This window comes from Kibdelosporangium banguiense, from assembly GCF_017876405.1.
Lineage (GTDB): Bacteria > Actinomycetota > Actinomycetes > Mycobacteriales > Pseudonocardiaceae > Kibdelosporangium > Kibdelosporangium banguiense.
The window spans coordinates 4,578,149-4,596,183 of record NZ_JAGINW010000001.1 but is presented as its reverse complement, the minus strand read 5'-3'; the positions used below and the strand labels follow the sequence as shown (position 1 = coordinate 4,596,183).

Annotated in this window: 16 protein-coding genes; 8 read left to right on the top strand and 8 right to left on the bottom strand. The window is 67.7% G+C overall.

Going from position 1 to position 18,035, the window contains the following annotated elements; translation table 11 throughout:
• Window positions 1-391: 391 nt before the first annotated feature.
• The 3 genes from JOF56_RS21805 to JOF56_RS21795 are packed head-to-tail and all read left to right on the top strand — an operon-like array spanning window position 392 to window position 5,293.
• Complete coding sequence (locus tag JOF56_RS21805; protein WP_307855201.1) at window positions 392-1,537, top strand: AAA family ATPase; 1,146 nt, start codon at window positions 392-394, stop codon at window positions 1,535-1,537.
• Window positions 1,538-1,540: 3 nt separating this feature from the next.
• Entirely contained in the window at window positions 1,541-2,803 is a 1,263-nt protein-coding gene (locus JOF56_RS21800) for a DUF58 domain-containing protein (RefSeq protein WP_209641023.1), read from the top strand.
• On the top strand, window positions 2,804-5,293 hold the full coding sequence (locus JOF56_RS21795) for a transglutaminase TgpA family protein (RefSeq protein ID WP_307855200.1): 2,490 nt from the start codon (window positions 2,804-2,806) through the stop codon (window positions 5,291-5,293). It begins immediately after the preceding gene.
• A 683-nt stretch (window positions 5,294-5,976) separates the two neighbouring features.
• Here the strand turns inward: JOF56_RS21795 and JOF56_RS21790 are convergent.
• The 3 genes from JOF56_RS21790 to JOF56_RS21780 form a co-directional block, all read right to left on the bottom strand.
• Window positions 5,977-6,372 (bottom strand): SCO2097 family morphological protein, encoded by a 396-nt coding sequence (locus JOF56_RS21790; protein ID WP_209641021.1) that lies wholly within the window; start codon window positions 6,370-6,372, stop codon window positions 5,977-5,979.
• Window positions 6,373-6,813: 441 nt separating this feature from the next.
• Window positions 6,814-7,434 (bottom strand): DUF742 domain-containing protein, encoded by a 621-nt coding sequence (locus JOF56_RS21785; RefSeq protein WP_209641019.1) that lies wholly within the window; start codon window positions 7,432-7,434, stop codon window positions 6,814-6,816.
• A gap of 175 nt (window positions 7,435-7,609) precedes the next feature.
• Window positions 7,610-8,887, bottom strand: coding sequence for a DNA polymerase IV (locus tag JOF56_RS21780; RefSeq protein WP_209641017.1), 1,278 nt, complete (start codon window positions 8,885-8,887; stop codon window positions 7,610-7,612).
• Window positions 8,888-9,105: 218 nt separating this feature from the next.
• On the opposite strand from JOF56_RS21780, the gene JOF56_RS21775 reads away from it, so the two are divergent.
• Window positions 9,106-9,459, top strand: coding sequence for a YidH family protein (locus JOF56_RS21775; protein WP_209641015.1), 354 nt, complete (start codon window positions 9,106-9,108; stop codon window positions 9,457-9,459).
• 49 nt (window positions 9,460-9,508) lie between these two features.
• Here JOF56_RS21775 and JOF56_RS21770 read toward each other — a convergent pair whose 3' ends face one another.
• Complete coding sequence (locus tag JOF56_RS21770) at window positions 9,509-10,735, bottom strand: RNA-guided endonuclease InsQ/TnpB family protein (RefSeq protein WP_281065468.1); 1,227 nt, start codon at window positions 10,733-10,735, stop codon at window positions 9,509-9,511.
• A gap of 56 nt (window positions 10,736-10,791) precedes the next feature.
• Here JOF56_RS21770 and JOF56_RS21765 point away from each other — a divergent pair, with 56 nt between their 5' ends.
• Window positions 10,792-11,127, top strand: a complete 336-nt coding sequence (locus JOF56_RS21765; RefSeq protein WP_245378346.1) for a YidH family protein — start codon at window positions 10,792-10,794, stop codon at window positions 11,125-11,127.
• Here JOF56_RS21765 and JOF56_RS21760 read toward each other — a convergent pair.
• The gene (locus JOF56_RS21760) at window positions 11,124-11,843 is read right to left on the bottom strand and encodes a class I SAM-dependent methyltransferase (RefSeq protein WP_209641011.1); all 720 of its coding nucleotides are present in this window, start codon (window positions 11,841-11,843) and stop codon (window positions 11,124-11,126) included. The two genes, JOF56_RS21765 and JOF56_RS21760, sit on opposite strands and share 4 nt — an antisense overlap.
• Before the next feature lie 83 nt (window positions 11,844-11,926).
• On the opposite strand from JOF56_RS21760, the gene JOF56_RS21755 reads away from it, so the two are divergent.
• The 3 genes from JOF56_RS21755 to JOF56_RS21745 all read left to right on the top strand — a co-directional run bounded on the left by JOF56_RS21755 (window position 11,927) and on the right by JOF56_RS21745 (window position 15,058).
• The gene (locus JOF56_RS21755; RefSeq protein WP_209641009.1) at window positions 11,927-12,775 is read left to right on the top strand and encodes a ParA family protein; all 849 of its coding nucleotides are present in this window, start codon (window positions 11,927-11,929) and stop codon (window positions 12,773-12,775) included.
• Window positions 12,768-13,559, top strand: coding sequence for a DNA-formamidopyrimidine glycosylase family protein (locus tag JOF56_RS21750; protein WP_209641007.1), 792 nt, complete (start codon window positions 12,768-12,770; stop codon window positions 13,557-13,559). The genes JOF56_RS21755 and JOF56_RS21750 overlap by 8 nt, the downstream gene beginning before the upstream one ends.
• A 449-nt stretch (window positions 13,560-14,008) precedes the next feature.
• Window positions 14,009-15,058, top strand: a complete 1,050-nt coding sequence (locus JOF56_RS21745) for a quinone-dependent dihydroorotate dehydrogenase (protein WP_209641005.1) — start codon at window positions 14,009-14,011, stop codon at window positions 15,056-15,058.
• On the opposite strand, the gene JOF56_RS21740 is transcribed toward JOF56_RS21745, so the two are convergent.
• The 3 genes from JOF56_RS21740 to pspM form a co-directional block, all read right to left on the bottom strand.
• Complete coding sequence (locus JOF56_RS21740) at window positions 15,018-15,581, bottom strand: Uma2 family endonuclease (RefSeq protein WP_245378345.1); 564 nt, start codon at window positions 15,579-15,581, stop codon at window positions 15,018-15,020. The two genes, JOF56_RS21745 and JOF56_RS21740, sit on opposite strands and share 41 nt — an antisense overlap.
• 223 nt (window positions 15,582-15,804) lie before the next feature.
• Window positions 15,805-17,058, bottom strand: coding sequence for a uracil-xanthine permease family protein (locus JOF56_RS21735; RefSeq protein WP_245378344.1), 1,254 nt, complete (start codon window positions 17,056-17,058; stop codon window positions 15,805-15,807).
• Window positions 17,059-17,209: 151 nt separating this feature from the next.
• On the bottom strand, window positions 17,210-18,019 hold the full coding sequence (gene pspM, locus JOF56_RS21730) for a phage shock envelope stress response protein PspM (protein ID WP_209641001.1): 810 nt from the start codon (window positions 18,017-18,019) through the stop codon (window positions 17,210-17,212).
• Between the last annotated feature and the right edge of the window lie 16 nt (window positions 18,020-18,035).

Genomic DNA, 18,035 nt, shown 5'->3' with positions numbered 1-18,035 from the left:
CCGGCACGAGTTCACGGTCACACGACGGCCCGGCACGGCGTTTGAACCCATTGGCCCGGTCATCACGTGTGGACCTCATGCGGGGAACATCGGGTCACGGCGGGTGCCGTGCTGGGCGGAAACTCGCGGAAACCGGACAACCCTGGGCACGCCCGTGCGTCAGGTCAGGTGTGCAGTGGATTACAGCTGGTCATTGTCGCCAACTGTTCTGCACGTCGGGCGCGTCTTGCCGGATACTGGTACCGAGTGCAGAACCCGGGGCACTTCGCCCTGGTTTGACACCAATCGTGTCAAGCTGTGCCGCCCCTGTACGCCCTATCGGGTATACGGGGCGCCGGCATCGCATCGGTGGGATCAGGCAGAGCACCACCGAGGAGCATCAGGAGGTCGAGTGACGTCTTCTACCCCGCCTGCCGCGCTGCCAGGGCACCCGTACGGGAGCAACGGCGCAGGGCCCGACCCCTATGCGCAGCTACGAACTGGGCATGACCCGGAAGCGATGCCGGGCAACGGCAGCGCGCCCAGCCCGATGCCACGCCCCGGCAAGGCGCTGGACGAGGTGCACGGCACCGCGCAGCGCATCGCCGCGAACGTCGAGCGTGTGCTGGTGGGCAAGCCCGAGGTGGTGCGGATCGCGCTGGTGACGTTGCTCGCCGAGGGCCACCTGCTGGTCGAGGACGTGCCCGGCGTCGGCAAGACGTCACTGGCCAAGGCACTGGCCAAGTCGATCGACTGCTCGGTCAGCCGGCTGCAGTTCACCCCTGACCTGCTGCCCAGCGACGTGACCGGCGTGTCGATCTTCAACCGGCAGACCACCAACTTCGAGTTCCGGCCCGGCCCGGTGTTCGCCAACATCGTGGTCGGCGACGAGATCAACCGGGCGTCGCCCAAGACCCAGTCCGCCCTGCTGGAGTGCATGGAAGAGCACCAGGTCACGGTGGACGGCAACACCTACCGGCTGGACTCGCCGTTCATGGTGATCGCGACCCAGAACCCGATCGAGATGGAGGGCACGTACGCGCTGCCCGAGGCGCAGCGGGACCGGTTCACCGCGCGTGTGTCGATCGGCTACCCGGACCCGAACGCCGAGCTGGCGATGGTCGACGAGCACGCCGGCCACGACCCGCTCGCCACGCTGACGCCGGTGTCCGACGCCGCGCAGGTGCGCGCGCTCGTCGAAGCCGTACGTGCCGTGCACATGGCTCCGGAGATCAGGCGGTACGCGGTCGAGCTCGTCTCGGCGACGCGGCGGCTGCCAGAGATCCGTCTTGGCGCTTCCCCCCGGTCCACCCTGCATCTCGTACGGGCCGCGCGTGCACAAGCCGCGCTGTCTGGCCGTGACTTCGTGGTTCCCGACGACATGCACGCCGTCGCAGTGCCCGTGCTGGCGCACCGTCTGGTACTCACCGCGGAAGCCCAGGCTGCGCGTAGGTCTCCTGCGGACATGATTCGAGGGCTCCTGCAGCGGGTGCCCGTGCCACACGGCACGGACCCGGCCGGGCAGTGGGTCTCCGACTCACGCGGGAACAGGCAGTAACGCATGGGAGGTCCGCTGGCGGGCATGACCACCCGTGGCCGGTGCCTGCTGGCCGCGGGATTGGCCGCGGCCTTGTGCTCCGCGGTGCTGAACGAGCGGGACCTGCTGCGGGTCTCGGTCTTCGTGATCGCGATGCCGATCCTGGTGTGCGTGCTGGCCGGGCGGTCCCGGGTCGGACTGCACACCGAACGGCACGTCAACCCGCTGCGGACGCCCGTCGGCGGGCGAGCCGAGGTGTCACTGAACGTCTGGAGCACCGGCCGGCTACCGACCGGCGGCCTGCTGCTGCAGGACGGCGTGCCGTACACGCTGGGTGGCCGGCCGCGGTTCGTGATCGAGCATCTGCCTCGCAACAACGGGATCCAGCTGCGCTACACGGTCGAGCCGACCATGCGTGGCATCCAGCATCTGGGGCCGTTGCGGGCCAAGGTGACCGACCCGTTCGGCTTGTCCGAGTTCGACCGTGAGCTGGCCGGAGTGACCCGGCTGATCGTTGTTCCACGCGTGGTGCCGTTGATCGGGATGCCCGGCGGTTCCGGGATGGGGGCAGGTGAAGACGGCTCGGTCCGGCTGCACTCCGGTCAGGGCGAGGACGACGCGGTCGTCCGGCCGTACCGGCAAGGCGACGACCTGCGCAAAGTCCACTGGCGTTCCACCGCGCGCCGCGACGAGATGATGGTCCGCGTCGAAGAGCGCCCGTGGCGCGGCGGCACAACAGTGCTGCTGGACCACCGCGAGCACGCGCACAAAGGCAGCGGCCCGACCTCGAGCATGGAATGGGCCGTCTCGATGGCCGCGAGCGTCAGCCTGCACCTGCTGCGCAACGGCCACCGCGTACGGCTGGTGTCCGAGGACGCCAAGCCGATCGCGCCGGAAAGCGCGGACGGTATCCACAGCGACTTCCTGGTGCTCGACTCGCTCGCCGCGCTGCCGACGTCGCACCAGAAGGACATCGCGATCACCGGCGACCCCGGGCAGGGCCAGGAGCTCGTCGCGATCCTCGGCTCGATCGACCCGGAGTCGGCCGAGCAGTTGATCCGCTACCGGCCCCGGGCCAGCCGCAGCCTGGCGATCCTGATGGACACCAGGGCATGGGCGGCACAGGACTCCACGGCGCTGGATCCGGAGGCGGCGGCGACGCTGTTCGGCGGAGCCGGCTGGAGCACCGTGATCGCCCAGCCCGATGTACCAATGCACCAGATCTGGAACAACCTCTGCCGCGCCAGCCATAACCGCAGCGCGATGCACGCGAGTGGGTGGTCATAAGTGGTGAACGCCCCTGCCCGGGAGACCCCGCCCCGGACGATCTACCGCGGGACTGACCAGCTGACCAACAACGTCACCCCCGTCTTCGCCGCGATCACCACGCTGTGCGCGTCCACCGCGCTCGCCGGTGTGATCGACGGCAGCGTATGGCTCGGCCACGCGGCCATCGCGATCATCGTGGTGGCCGGGTCCGGGATCGGGCTGCGCGCCATCCGGATGCCGATCCTGCTGATCGGCCTGGCTCAGCTGTTCGCGTTGATGTGCCTGGTCGTGGCCCTGTTCACCAGCGAGGGCATCTTCGGGTTCATCCCAGGGCCCAAGGCCGTCGACCAGATCGGCGACGTGCTGCGGGACGCGGTCGAAGTCGTGCAGACCGGGGTGCCCCCGGTCGAACCGACAACGCCGATCCTCTGTCTGGTCGTGATCGCGATCGGGCTCGTCGCCGTGCTCGTGGACTCGCTTGCTGTGGCGGCGGGGACACCGGCGGCCAGCGGGCTTGTGCTGCTGTGCGTCTACGCCGTACCCGCGTCGCTCGCCGACGAGATGCTGCCCTGGTGGTCGTTCGTGCTGGGTGCGGCTTCGTACGCCGTGCTGCTCGCCGTCGACGGGACGCACAAGCACCAGCAATGGCGTGGCCGTTCGCCGCGCTCCAGCGGTGGCAATGGCAACGCGACGGCGCCCGTGGCTTTGGTTTCGGTCTCGCTGGTGCTCGCGTTGATATTCGGCGCGATCTTCACACCGATCGGCACCGTGGGACAGCTGCCCGGCAACGTCGGCGCAGGCGGGATCGGGGCAGGTGGCTTCTCGCTGAAGGCCTTCACCAGCCTGCGCGGCATGCTGGACCAAAAAGGCAACCAGGAGATGTTCCGCGTCCGTGGGCTGCCCGACGACAACCGCTACCTCAAAGCCACGACGCTGAAGTCGTACGCCACCAACGAAGGCTGGAGCCTCGGCGGCGGCATGCCGAGCGGGACGTCGCTGAACAACGAGCTCCCGCTCGAACCCGGCCGCAGCCCGGACGGGCAGACGGTGCGCATCGAGATCGAACCGGTGAACTCCGAGGACAACTGGGCTCCGGTGTACCCGTCGCCCCGGCGGATCGAAGGCCTGTCCAGCGAAGTCCGGTTCGACGAGGCGAGCGGCGCGGTCTACGCCCGCAAGCAGCGCCGGTTCCCCCGGTACGTCGAATACGCCGACCTGGCACAGCCCACCTTCGAACAGTTGCGCGCTTCGCCCGCGGCCGTCAACGAGGTCGGCTCGCAGTACCTGGAACTGCCGCCGCTCAACGCCCGGATCACCGGGCTCGCCCGGGATCTGGTCGCCGGCAAGTCCAGCCAGTGGGACAAAGTCATCGCGCTGAAGAACTACTTCTTGCCGGACAACGGGTTCTCCTACCGGACCGAGACCGCGCCCCGCAACGACGAGGACGCACTGGTCGACTTCCTGTTCAACGGCAAGACCGGTTACTGCGAGCAGTACGCGTCGGCGCTGGCAGTCCTCGTGCGCGCCGCGGGCATCCCGTCCCGCGTCGCCATCGGCTACACATCCGGCTACAAGGTGACCGACTACCGCTCGATCACCACCCAGGACGCACACGCGTGGGTGGAGGTGTTCTTCCCGCAGTACGGCTGGATCACCGTCGACCCGACGCCGTTGTCAGACGGCCGCGCCTACGTCCCGCCCTACATGAATCCGCAGTCCTCACAGACCGGCCGTCTCCCAGACGGCGGAGAGAACTCGTCAACGCCCACGACCACCTCCGAAAGCGAAGCCGCAGCGAACTCTCCCCGGCCCGAAGCCGGGCAGAACGACACTCCCGCAGCAGACGAGAGCAACCAGATCACGTGGGTGGGACTCACCAGCGGTGCTCTCGCCGGAGGGGCGACGCTCGTGTCAGTGCTGTTGCTGACCGGACTGGGAGTCGCCGGGCTCGGCCTGACCGGAGCCGGGCTGACCATGCGAAAACGCCGGCAGAGAACGATCGTCGCGTTTATCGCAGTGCTGTTGTGGCTCTCGGCAGCCGTGTTCGCGGCGGCGATGGTGAGCTGGTGGATCGCTGTGCCGCTCGGGTTGATCGGGCTGGGGCTTTTCCCGGCCTTCACCCGGTACTGGCGACGGCGTGACCGGCTTCAGGTGGTGGTCGGCAACAGTCCAGAGGCTCCGGTGGCGGCTTGGGAGGAGCTGATGGCCGAGTCCTGGGACCGCGGCGCCTCGGCTCCCGACACCGACACGATCCGGATGACCGCGCGCCGGTTGGTCCGGGAGCACGATCTGGACGACGAAGGCAAGGAAGGGCTTCGGACTGTCGTCTCCGTCATCGAACGGTCGTGGTACGGGCCAGGGGTGGCGCCTGGGCCGGAGTTGCCCGATGCGCTGAATGACGTTCGACGGAGCATGCGGCGGAACGCTCCGCTGGCTTTGAAGGCGAAGTTGCTGCCTCGGTCCGTGCTGAAGCCTCGCAAGAAGAAGCCCAAGCAGGACGACGACTGACGGCTGGGGCCACCGCCTCCTTGGCGGGCGGTGGCCTTGGGTTCGGTGTCTGCGACTGGGCCCTGTTCAGGTTTTGCTTCGGTGTCGTGTGGTTGGGCGCTCTTGTTGGGTTTTGGTTCGGTGTCTCGGGCTGGGACGGCTCGATTTGACACGGGAACCCCTGAGGCGGCCACGTCAGGACTAAAGGGCAGGCCCATGGATCAAGGCTGGGTTCTCGGCCAGAGCCATGAGAGGCCTGCCGCGCCGCCGAGCTTAAGGCCGCCTCCACCCCGCGTAGAATCGAGCCTGGAAGGGCCTTCGGCCGACCTTCCAGCCGGGTTCAGGATCGGTCTTGTTGCTCTGGCCCTGGCCCTGGCCCTGGCCCTGGACCAGGCTCATTCGTACGAACGGCTCCAGTCGCAAATCTGGTTGTCCACAGCCCGCCCGAGTCCCACCCTCGACCACGCTCCCCCGATAGACTGGAACAGGGACGCCCCCTGGGAGTGGCGGGGGCTGCTCTCTTGTGTAGGGGCGGCTTTCTGCGCTGGGTGTTGATCTGTTCGCGCTCGTGACCTTGGTGGGAACTGGGGCGCGCCTCTGGTGGGAAACTGGGGCGTGGAATGACCGGTTTCGCATGCTCTGGGTGCATGCGTTAAGGGCCACCGGGGTGCCGGCGGCCCTCAGCGTGGGGACTCTCTGGGTCTCTAGTCCTGTTCGAAGCGCTTGCGGAAGCGCTCCTCCATTCGTTGGGAGAAGGAACTGCGGCCGGGGGCACGGTTCTTTCCGTCTCCCTCAGCCGGAGTAGCGCCCTCAGCGCCCCGCCGGATGGCGGTCAGCGTGATGAGCGCGCCGAAGAACATGACAAGGAAGCCGAGCAGGCTGACGGCAGGGAATCCGCCGAACCAGAACTCTTGCACGACGACACCCAGTACCAGCAGGGCGACGCCAACCACGAACAGCGCCGCGCCCTGCACCCGCCGCCTGCGCGACGGCCGTCGTAGGCGCGCACCGCGCACAGTGGAAGCGAACTTGGGGTCTTCGGCATAGAGCGCGCGCTCGATTTGATCGAGCAGTCGCTGCTCGTGCTCGGAGAGTGGCATCTTTCCTCCTCCGGCACAGCTCTCACGGGCGCCGGGCGTCTGCGGCCGCCGTACCCGGCGGGCGCCCCATCCCTGGGGCGTCACCTCAAGGATACGAGCCCTGCGCCTGCGCGACTACCCGATCCGGCACTCTCCTGCTGGCTCTTGCGAAGAGATCGCGACTCAGGCGAGGATGCCCGCCGGGCGCAGAGACGCGATCGGCGCAGTCAATCCGGCGTTCGGGGGCGCCTGATCCGGCATGTCCTGCGGGTATGGCTTTCTGTAACCGTGAGTGTCCGGTACGCAGCCACTGCCCGTCGGGCGGGTGAACCTGTCGATTTGCTCAAGTGACCTGCGGCACCCTGACCGCTGCCCGTCCAGACGGCACCTTCGGGCAGACGGCGTGCGCCGTCGCGGCAGTTGGACGCGGCGAATTCGCGCCAATGGTCAAAAACTGTGCCACTACAAATTGCGGAGGCCGACCAGGACTCTTTCCATCATCGCGAGGTCCGGTTCATAACCGGCCGATGTCTTGGTCCGGTGCACGTCGACCATGCCGGCCGAGGCCATGTCCCCGAGAACGACTCGGGCCACGCCGAGCGGCAGTGAGCACAGCGCCGCCACTTCGGCCACGGAGCGGGTCGCCAGGCAGAGATCGGCTATCGAGCGGTGGTCGTAGGTCATCCGGGAGCCGAGCCGCTGCATCGTCGCCCGGTTGGTGGAGATCAACGCCTCCAGCGGCAAGTCGTACGCCGTCTCGGTCCGCCCGCCGGTCCACGCGTAGGGCCGGACGATCGACCGGGTCCGGTCCACCTCGACCCACTCGGGTTCCGGCTCCGGTTGCGGTTGCGGCCGGGGCGCGACGTGCTGACGCACCTGCTGAGGGATCTGCACCGACGGCCTGCCCTGCTCGGCCGATCCGAACCGGGCCCCAGTCCTGCCGGTTGATGGCTTAGCCGCAGACACGGCCTGCTCACCCCGCTCCTCTTCGTCATCGTCACGCGCCCGATTGGCGGGCATGTGGCCGAACCGCGCCCCCGTGCGGCCGACTTCGGACTTGTCACGCCGATCAGATCCCGCCACGTCACTTCCCCCGCGCCGGATATCCCGAACGAAGCATCTGAAGAGGAGGCCAAAACGTTAGCCAGAAATCTCCATCCGCAGGTAACGCGCACGTTTCCAGGCAGTTTTGTCCCAGTTGCCGAAATCGCGTACCCGGCCATTCGGCGGATTAATATGATGATGTACCAAATATAATTCAGGGGCGATCCGGGCGGGGCTCGGTCGCGCCTGAGCGCTCCGGCGCCTCCTGCAGCAGCGACGCCGGGCGGATCGCACCGAACCCGAACTTGGCGCGGGCCCGGTCGGCCGCCTGGTCGGCTTCGCGCCAGCCGCTCTCCGGCGCGTCCAGCAGCAACTGCTCGGCGCCGTCCTGGCTGAGTTGTTCGACCCGCACACCGATCAGCCGGATCGCGCCGGGCGGCGTCTGCTCGTCGAGCAACTGGCAGGCGAGTTTGAAGATCTCCTGGGTCACGTCGGTCGCCACGAGCAGCGTCCTGGACCGGCTGATCGTGGTGAAGTCGGCGAACCGGACCTTGATCGACACTGTCCGGCCGCGCAGGCCTCGCCCGCGCAGGGCGCTGGCGGTCTTCTCCGAGAGCCGCAGCAACTCACGCTTGAGCAGCTTGCGGTCCCAGTGATCGACTTCGAACGTCTCCTCCGCGCCCACCGACTTGTCGACCGACTCAGGTACGACGGCTCGGTCGTCATAGCCGAGCGCCAACGGATGCAGGTGCTCGGCGAGCGCGTTGCCGATGATCCGGCGCAGCCGGGGCAGGGGCGCCGCCGCGACGTCCGCGACACGTTCCAGGCCGACCTCGACCATCCGCTCCGCCGTACGCTTGCCCACACCCCACAGCGCGGACACGGGCAGCGGGTGCAGGAAGTCGAGCACGTTCGCCTTGGGCACGACGAGCATGCCGTCCGGCTTGCAGAGCCCGGACGCCAGTTTGGCCACGAACTTGGTCGGCGCCACCCCGACCGAACAGGTGATCCCGTGCTCGGCTTCGACGCGTTCCCGGATCAGCGCGCCGATCTGACCGGAGGTCATGCCCATCCGCCGCAGCGCGCCCGCCACGTCCAGGAAGGCCTCGTCCAGGCTCAACGGCTCGACCAGCGGGGTGATGTCCCGGAAGATCGCCAGCACTCCCCTGGACACCTCTTGGTACAGCCCGAACGTCGGCGAGACGTACACCGCGTGCGGGCACAGCCGACGGGCCCGGCTGGTCGGCATCGCCGAACGGACGCCGTACTTGCGGGCGATGTAGTTCGCCGAGGAGACGACCCCACGGTTGCCGACACCGCCGACGACCACCGGCTTGTCCTTCAGATCCGGCCGTTCCCTGATCTCGACCGAGGCATAGAACGCGTCCATGTCCACATGCAGGATCGGGCAGCCGGTGTCGTCCGGCCACTGCCCGTCACGTGCCACAAACCGCTCGACCAGCCCACGCGGCAAGTCCCCACTACGTCCCACGCGTGAAACTTAACCCGCCCCTCCGACAGTGTTTGATGGCCTCGCTTCGCTCGGCGGGCTTTGTCGCCAAAGCCGGCCGTTTCCACCCCGCCCCACGCAACCGACATCTTCATGGCGGGGCACTCCCAGCGTGGCCGGGGCGATGTCGGGCGCGTTGCGGTGCGTAAACGACCAGCACGACAAAGCCACCCCGGGAAGTCAGCGGTTACGGTCATGGCGTGACGCGTTGGCCCCGCAGTGTGTACGAGGCAGGCGACGAGCCGGACCCGAGATTCTCGCTCGCCAATGAGCGGACGTTCCTGGCGTGGTTGCGGACCTCGCTCGCCTTGATGGCTGGTGGTGTGGCCTTCGCGGCGCTCGGGCCGACTGGTGACGTGCTGGAACTGGTCGTGGCTCTCGCATTGCTGGTCACCGGTATCACCTGCAGTCTGAGCGCTCTGCAGCACTGGATCGCGTGCGAACGCGCGCTGCGGACGAACCAGCCACTGCCGTCGCCGTGGATGGCGGCTGTACTCGGCATTGGGCTGGGCATCACCGGTGTGCTGGCGTGCGTGCTGGTGCTCAGCAGTTGACGTCCTCCCCACGGCTGAAGCCGGGGGATTCCAACCCACCACCCACCACTCAGGGAGCGGAGGTAGCGAGGTGAGGTTCACGGTTCACAGCCCCGCCCAACGGCTGGAGGGCTCCCCGCGCTGTCACCGCCCGCCCGGCGGCGATGTTACGAGCCGCGTTCACGTCAGCATGGCAGGCGAACCCGCAGGCGACGCACCGGAAAACCGCTTGGCTCTGACGATTCTCCGGCGCGATATGCCCGCAGGCAGAACACTGCTGCGACGTGTACGCGGCCCTGACTTTCCTCACCCGGCCGGCAGCCTTGTGCTGCAAGCGGGCCACCAACAGTCCCCAGCCGTTGGCCAGGATGCCCCGATTCAATCCCGCCTTCTGCCCGACATTGCGCCCCGGCCGCTCGACGGTTCCTTTCGCCGAGCGGGTCATGCCCCGGATATCGAGATCTTCCACCCGGATCAGATCGAACCGGCGGGCCAGATCGGTCGAGATCTTCTCCACCCAATCCTTACGCCGCTCCGTCACACGGGCCTTGACTCTCGCGATCGCCGCCTTGACCCGCGCGCGCCGGTTCGACCCGCGCGCGCAGCGAGCAAGCCTGCGCTGCAGACGCCGAAGCCGCCGCCGCTCACCCTGACTGAACCCCGCAACAACCAGCAGCTCACCAGTCGAGAGCGCGGCCGACACGGCAATACCACGGTCCAGCCCGACGGTCTGGCCATTGCCAGGGGCAGGGATCGGATCAGGGATCGCGGCGAAGGCAACATGCCACCGGCCCGCCCGATCACACGTCACCCGATACGACTTCACCCCCTCCGCACGCGACCAACGAAACCGCACCCACCCCACCTTCAGCACCCACACCCGGCCATACCGGCGGTTGAGCCGCTGAACATGCTCCGACTTCACCCCGACCTGCCGGAACCCCTCATCCCGGCCCGCCTTTCGCCAGGACGGCCTGCGATGGATTCCGCGAAAGAAGCTGCTCATAGCTTGAGCAAAATCACGCAACGCCTGCTGTTGCACCGTCACGCTCCCCGCCCGCAACCACGCAAACTCCGCCCGCGCCTCCGTCAACTGACGCGCCTGCTCGTTGTAGCCTGGCGCTGCGGCACGCCCCGGCCGCCAATGCGCGTGCTGCTCGCAGGCCAGATTCCACACGAACCGGGCCTGCGCACAATGCTCCAGCAACTCAGCCACCTGCTCAGGTGCAGGCAACAGTCGGTAGCGAGACACGGACCCAACGTTAACGGCCGACACCGACAAAACCGGGCACACCATGCCCAGACCAACAGAATCGGCTTCCTCCCCACGCCCGAAGGCGGGGGTCCCCGCCGATGAACAAGATGAACCGTCAGCCGTGGGACCCCGGCCTGCAGATCGAGCGGACAGCGCTCGCATGGATACGCACGTGCTTGTCGCTGATCGCCGTCGCGCTCGTCGCGTTCCGGTTCGCCGCGCACCAGAGCCTGCCGCTCGCCCTCGGGCTGGCGGCGGCCATCCTGCCGCTGGCGTTCGCGACGATCTGGCTGGCGTGGCGCAGGTACCGGACGAGCGCCGCCCGGTTGGACGCCGGTGAGCGCCTGCCTGGCGGGTTGCTGGCGCTCATGATGACGGCCGTGACGGTGCTGACCGGCGTGTTGGGGCTGGCGTACGTCTTGCTGGAGCGCTAACGGCGCGCGAGGACGTGCAGGCGGGCGGCGACGTCTCGTAGCGGCGGGGTGGTCGACGCAGCGAGCTCGAGCTGGGCGAGGGCTTCCGCGGCCCCCGGATTGGCCTCCAGGACCGAGCCCGGCACGAGATCGGCCACCACTCCGTGGCCTTGCACCAGCTCGACGGTGAGGCCGCCGTCGATCAGCAGCTGGGTCAGCCCGGCGACGTCGAACCTGCGCGACAGCGTCTCCTCCGGCAGCTGACCTGCGGGATCGTCGAGCAGGCGGCGAGCCTCGACGAGCCGGCCCGTGATCGCGCGGTGTAGGACCGCCGCGTACCGGTTGGCGACAAGCACCGACACGACACCACCCGGAGCCGCGGCCTCGGCCATGGCGGCGACCGTCGTTTTGGGGTCGTCCACGACCTCAAGCAGGCCATGCCCGAGGACCAGGTCCGCGGAACCCGGAGACACCAGCTGGCCGAGCGCGTCACTGTCGCCTTGCACGGCCGTGATGGCGTCGCGCACGCCTGCGTCCTGCGCGCGACGATGCAGCGTCGCGAGGGCGTTCGGACTCGGGTCGACAACGGTCACGGCGCAGCCCGCGGCAGCGAGCGGGACCGCCCACACACCGCTGCCGCCACCCACATCGAGCACGCGTGGCGGCTCGCCCGCGCGGCGTTCACGCGCTGCTGCCAGTTCGGCGTTGAGCGCGCGGCGGACGGCATCTGGTCGCATGTTCGAAACCCTAATCGGTGGTCATGCCTTTGGAGGATGGGACCCGAGACGGCGAGGCTCCCAAGACCGTAGGCTTCGTCCTCGTGCAGACGGTCGCAGTGCTCAGCCTCAAGGGCGGTGTCGGCAAAACGACGGTGGTGCTCGGCCTGGCGTCGGCCGCCCTGCGACGGGGTGCACGGACCCTCGTAGTCGACCTGGACCCGCAGTGCAACGCCACCGCGACCCTTGATCCTGAAGAGACCGAGACAACGCTCGCCAACGTCCTGGAGAGCCCCCGTCTGCCCGTAGTGCGCGACGCGATCGCGGCAAGCGCATGGGGTGACGGCGTGGACATCCTCGTCGGCTCCGAGGACGTCGAGGAGCTCAACCACCCCAACCCCGGCCACCGCAGGCTGGGCAACCTAGGGCGGGCGCTGCAGGAGGTCCAGAAATTCATCGAGGACGGCGAACTGCCGTACGAGTTGGTACTGCTGGACTGTCCGCCGTCACTCGGCCGTCTGACCCGTTCGGCGCTCGTAGCCGCAGGCGGCGCTTTGCTCGTCACCGAGCCAACCTTGTATGCCGTGTCAGGCGCACAGCGGGCCTTCGACGCCATCGCCGAGACACGTGAGCAGTACAACCCCGAGCTGACCACATTGGGTGTCGTGGTCAACCGCGTACGGCCACGGTCATATGAGCACCAGTTCCGCATCGGTGAGCTGCGCGAACACTTCGGCTCCCTCGTCATGCCAGTCGCGCTACCGGACCGTCTCGCCGTACAGCAGGCCCAGGGCGCGTGCATGCCTATCCACCAGTGGGGCACACCCGGCGCGCGTGAGGTCGCGCTCGCATTCAACCTCGTACTCGCGCGGGTCCTACGGTCCGGACGGCGAGGCCGTCACCACGAGTTCGCGTGGCCCGAGAACGACAACGACGAAACCACTGATGCCTGAAGGCGACACCGTCTTCCTAACCGGCCGTCGACTCGCTCAGGCGCTTGTTGGACAGGCCCTCAAACGGGGTGAGCTACGTCACCCCAGACTGTCGACGATCGACCTCGCCGGGCGGACTGTCATAGGCGTCCGGACCGTCGGCAAACACATCTTCGTACGTTTCGACAACGGCACGAGCCTGCATAACCACCTCCGCATGGACGGCTCCTGGCACGTGGACCGTGCCGGCTCACGCTGGCGCGCGCCCGCGCATCAAGTCCGCGCCGTACTGGCCAACGCGTCGGCCCAAGCCATCGGAGTCCGCCTGCACGACATGGAATTGGCCAGCACAGACAAGGAATCCGCCCGCGTCGCACACCTCGGACCAGACCTGCTCAATCCAGAATGGACAGACTCGGACCTCGCGCGAGCCGCACAGGCCCTGGCGGCCCAGCCCGCACGAGAGATAGGGCTCGCCCTGATGGACCAGACCGTGATGGCCGGGGTCGGAAACGTATACAAGGCAGAGGTTTGCTTCCTGCTCGGCGTCTCCCCATGGGCACCGGTATCCTCGGTGGACACAGCACAGGCCGTAACCCTGAGCCGAGATTTGTTGCTGCGCAACGCTTTGCGCCCCGACCGCAGCACAACCGGCCAACGCGACCGCGGCCGCCGACTGTGGGTGTACGAGCAGACCCGCCGCGGCTGCCTACGCTGCGGCGGCCGCATCCACGTCGCCGACCAAGGCAGCGGCCTGGACATCCGCAAGACGTACTACTGCCCCACCTGCCAGCCCCGGCGATAAATCGCGTTGCCGCCCGGTGCCCTCTCGACATAGGTTTCAGGTACACGAGAGAGGAGGTGGTCCAAAGTTGTATACCAACAGGACACGTGAGGTGGCTGTCCGCTAAGGACCACCATCAAGGCTCAGCCGGCCGGCGAACACGGCAGACGCTGGTAGAACCAGCGCCGTTGACGCGGGCGTGTGGTCGGCGAATCCAAAGCAGCCACCGGCCCCCGGGGTTTCTGGGATCGTCCAATCCCAGGCCTCGTACCCTCGGTACGAGGAGTCACCCCGGGGGTTCTTTACGTCTGGGCTCGCCCTCCGTACGAACGGATCCACTCGCAAATCTAGTTATCCACAGGTCGCTTCTCCCCCCATGTTGATCACACTCCCCCGGCAGACTGGAGCAGGGACGCCCCCTGGGTGGGGGATGTTCGAGGTTGGGTGGGTGGCAAGGCAGCATGTAGGGCGTGTACAAGCTGATTCGACGTGGTCTTTTCCGGGTTGGTGGTGGGGACGCCGAGGTGGCGCACCATTGGACTACCGCTGTGCTGGCGAAGGTTGGGCCTGCGTTGGGGCCTGTGCGGAGGGTTCTGGGTGTTGAGGCGCCGGTGACTGTGTTCGGGGTGCGGTTTCCGAATTCCGTGGGGCTGGCGGCGGGGATGGACAAGGATGGGGTGGCGCTGGCCGCGTGGCCGGCGTTGGGGTTTGGATTTGTCGAGGTGGGGACGGTCACCGCGGTCGCGCAGGCTGGGAATGAGAAGCCGCGGTTGTTTCGGCTGCCGGAGAGTGCGGCGATCATCAATCGGATGGGGTTCAACAATTCTGGGGCCGAGGCTCTTGCCGAGCGGCTGGCCCGGGGCCCTCGCTTGAGGGTTCCGTTGGGCATCAGTATCGGGAAGTCCAAGGTTGTGCCGGTTGAGCAGGCTGTTGAGGACTATCGGACTTCGTTGCGGGCGCTTTATCAGTACGGTGACTATTTCGCGGTGAATGTCAGCTCGCCTAATACTCCAGGGCTGCGGGGATTGCAGGATCGGGCTGCCCTCAGTGAGTTGTTGGCTGAGCTTTCGTTGGAGTGCAAGGCGCTGGCTGAGCGGGAACGGTCTGTGCCGCGGCCGTTGCTGGTGAAGATCGCGCCTGATCTCACTGACGATGCCATCGGTGAGGTGCTGCAGGTGTGCGATCAGCACGGCATCAGCGGAATCATCGCGACCAACACCACGCTTTCGCGGGACGGTCTGGCTGCTGATGATCAGCATCTGGCGGGGCAGGCTGGCGGGTTGAGTGGGCGGCCGTTGACTGAGCGGGCGCGTGAGGTTGTCACGTTCGTGCACAAGGAGACGGGTGGGCGGCTGCCGATCATCGGGGTCGGCGGGATCATGGAGGTCGACGACGCCGCCCGGATGTTCGACGCCGGCGCGAGTCTTGTTCAGCTGTACACCGGGTTCATCTACGGCGGGCCCGGCCTGGTGCGCCGGATCAGTCGATACCGTAGGGATTCACCAGCGAGTCGGGGCTGAGCCGGACTGGGTACGGTTCGGCCAGCTCAGCGAACTCCTCGCCGGCCAGCGAATGGGTTTCGACGTAGCGGCCGTCGCGCAGCGCCAGGCAGCGCACGGTCGGGATGTCCGGGTCGACCAGCCAGTAGTGCGGGCAGCCGGCTTCCTGCAGGCGGGCACGTTTCAGCTCGAGATCCACCAGCCGGGTGCTCGGCGAGTGCACTTCGACCGCCAGGACCGGCGGACCGGCCAGGCCGCGGTCGGTGAAGTCCGCCCGGCGGCCCACGATGACGTCGGGAATCAGGACGGTGTCCTCGGCGAGCACCACGTCCACCGGTGCCGGGAGGACCTCGAGGTCGGCGGGGCAGTCACGGGTCAGCGCCGCGAGCAGTCTGGCCACGGCGCGCTGATGCACAGGACGTGGTGACGGGCTCATCAGCAGAACCCCGTCCACCAACTCGAAACGGTGCCCATCATCAGGCATCGACTCCAGGTCGGCCCGCGTCAACGGTCTGCCGGAGGGGAACGCGGGGACTGCCTCCATGGTGCGCAGTACCTCCTCAAAACGTCCAGGAAAGGCTTCTACCTGCACAAACAACGGGACCATGAAGTCGGGTCAAACGACTGGAGTCTAACGACCCGACCGTCGGAACGTCGCGTGCTCTTGCGTGCGCCCCACTCAGCGGAATGATCACCGTGAGTACGACCAGTCGCGGGGGAATTCGTCCCTTCGGGGGCATCTCGGCCATTCAGGTGAATTTCCCGGATTATTTGTCCCGTCGGGCCCGCAGGCGCCGTATCACCGGGTAGACGATCACGATGACGGCTGAGCCCCAGGCCACGCCGTGCAGCTCCAGGCCCCAGATCGAGATGGTCAGATCGCCGACTCCGGCAAGCACCGCGGTGCCCGCGACCATCAGCGTGACCGGGCTGGACAGATCCACCCCCGCCTGCGACCAGATCCGCACACCCAGCATCCCGACCAGGCCGAACATCCCCAATCCCAGCCCGCCGACCACACCGGGCGGCATGGTGTCGATCACGGCCGTGACCTTCGGGACGAACGCAAGCAGCATGGCGAAGCCCGCGGCCACCGCGCATGCCGCCGTCGACAGGACCTTGGTCGCGGCCATCACGCCCGTATTGGCCGGATACGCCGTCGTGCCTGTCCCGCCGGCGGCACCGGCCAATGTGGTCGACAGGCCGTTGGCGATCAGCGCGTCGCCGATGCTGGGAGCAAGATCCTGGCCGCTGATCACGGAAATGGCTTTGACGTGCGCAACGGTCTCGGCGACCAGCACAAGCACCACCGGAACCGACAGCACCATGACCGACGGCAGCAGTTCAGGCGCGTGGAACTCGGGCCAGCCCAGCCAGGCCGCGTTGAGTACCGCGTCCACTTTGCCCGACTCGATCTGACCGGTCATGGCCGCCAGCAGCCAGCCCGCGCCGACTCCCAGCAACACCGACAACCTGGCCAGCAGCCCGCGCGACAGCACCAGGCACAGCAGGATCGTGCCGATCGTGACGGCCGCGATCCCCGGCTGGGCCTGGAACGGATCGGCCGCGTAGGGCGCCATGCTCAGCCCGATGAGCAGCACGAGACCGCCCGTGACCAGCGGCGGGAGCACCGATTCGAGCAGCCGGACACCGAGCGCCTTCACCGCGATCCCGAACACGATCAAGATCCCGCCGGCGACGACCACCGCGCCGAGCTGCGCGGCGATGCCGTGCTGCTTGGCCGCGAAGAGCGGGGCGATGAACGCGAACGAGGAACCGAGGTAAGCCGGCACCCGGTTACGCGTGATGATCAGGAACACGATGGTGCCGACGCCGGAGAACAGCAACGCGGTCGACGCCGGCATGCCGACCGCGACCGGGACGAAGATGGTGGCACTGATCATGGCGGCCGCGTGCTGCAGGCCGAACCCGACCATCAGCGGCCAGCTGAGGCGCTCTCCAGCTGCGATGAGCTCACCGTCGCGTACGCGGCGACCGTCGCCGTGTACGGACCACAGCATCACCGTCGAGTCCCTTCCCCGCTTTACCTTGCGGGAATACTGCCACGGCAGGTAGCCGCCGGTGCTACGTGACCCTCCCGTTATCACACGTTTGCCCTAACGACACGCGAAACAATGCCGTACGGGAGCAAAGCGATCACAGGGAGTTACGTCAACGGCGGTCGGGAAAGATCTCTCGGAGAGCGACGGCCAAGCCGTGCAGACGGTCGGTCGCATCGGTCAACGCATGACCATCAGGACCGCCTGACGAGCTGGCCGCGACTAAGCGACCTGCTGCGGCGATCAACGTGCCGTACCCCTCAAGGCCCGCGTCAAGTTGCTCGCGGAGCCGCTGGACACCGTCCTCCAGGGCGGCACGGTCGGCTGACGGCGCCATGTCACGCGCACGCTCGACGGCCTGCAACTCGCCCGCGACCTCACGCAGGGCGCTGGCGGCCTCAACCCCGGTGCGGCGGGCGTCCTCCACCGAATCCTGCGGAACGGAGCTACGCGGCGAGCTGAGCTGGCGCAACAGGTCGGCCAGCACGCGCTCGGCGTCTCCTAGGCGCTCCATCGGCTCACGGGCCGCGGACCGAGCAGGCGGCATGGCCGGTGCGGCCGACGGCAGCACCACCCTGTTGAGCTGGCGAAGCCGGCCGCCGGACTTGATCCCCAGGGCGAACGATCCCAGCGCGAACACACCGACGACCGCGCCGGCCAGCGTCGCCTCTATCCCGGCAGTGCCGGTCGCGATCACCGCACCGACGACGCCGAGCAGCAACCCCAGGAAAATGAAGAACCACATGGCGCCGGCCACGCGCTTCTTGCGGCGCTCATGCTTGGCGACCGGATCCGTCCAGCGTGACAGCTGGCTGCGGACCTGATCACGGACGTGGTCGGCGACCGGGCCGCGTAGTTGCCTTTCCACAAGCTGTTTCAGCTCGGCGAACTCGCCTCTACGCGGCCTGTCCACGTCGTCCATGCCCCCTCGTCGTCCG

Excerpts from the sequence above, each read along its gene's own strand:
- JOF56_RS21735 (WP_245378344.1), bottom strand. The coding sequence starts at position 17,058 with ATGCTGTGGTCCGTACACGGCGACGGTCGCCGCGTACGCGACGGTGAG.
- JOF56_RS21790 (WP_209641021.1), bottom strand. The coding sequence starts at position 6,372 with ATGCCACTCTCCGAGCACGAGCAGCGACTGCTCGATCAAATCGAGCGC.
- JOF56_RS21765 (WP_245378346.1), top strand. The coding sequence starts at position 10,792 with ATGAACAAGATGAACCGTCAGCCGTGGGACCCCGGCCTGCAGATCGAG.
- JOF56_RS21800 (WP_209641023.1), top strand. The coding sequence starts at position 1,541 with ATGGGAGGTCCGCTGGCGGGCATGACCACCCGTGGCCGGTGCCTGCTG.
- JOF56_RS21740 (WP_245378345.1), bottom strand. The coding sequence starts at position 15,581 with ATGGAGGCAGTCCCCGCGTTCCCCTCCGGCAGACCGTTGACGCGGGCC.
- JOF56_RS21760 (WP_209641011.1), bottom strand. The coding sequence starts at position 11,843 with ATGCGACCAGATGCCGTCCGCCGCGCGCTCAACGCCGAACTGGCAGCA.
- JOF56_RS21750 (WP_209641007.1), top strand. The coding sequence starts at position 12,768 with ATGCCTGAAGGCGACACCGTCTTCCTAACCGGCCGTCGACTCGCTCAG.
- JOF56_RS21770 (WP_281065468.1), bottom strand. The coding sequence starts at position 10,735 with ATGGTGTGCCCGGTTTTGTCGGTGTCGGCCGTTAACGTTGGGTCCGTG.
- pspM (WP_209641001.1), bottom strand. The coding sequence starts at position 18,019 with ATGGACGACGTGGACAGGCCGCGTAGAGGCGAGTTCGCCGAGCTGAAA.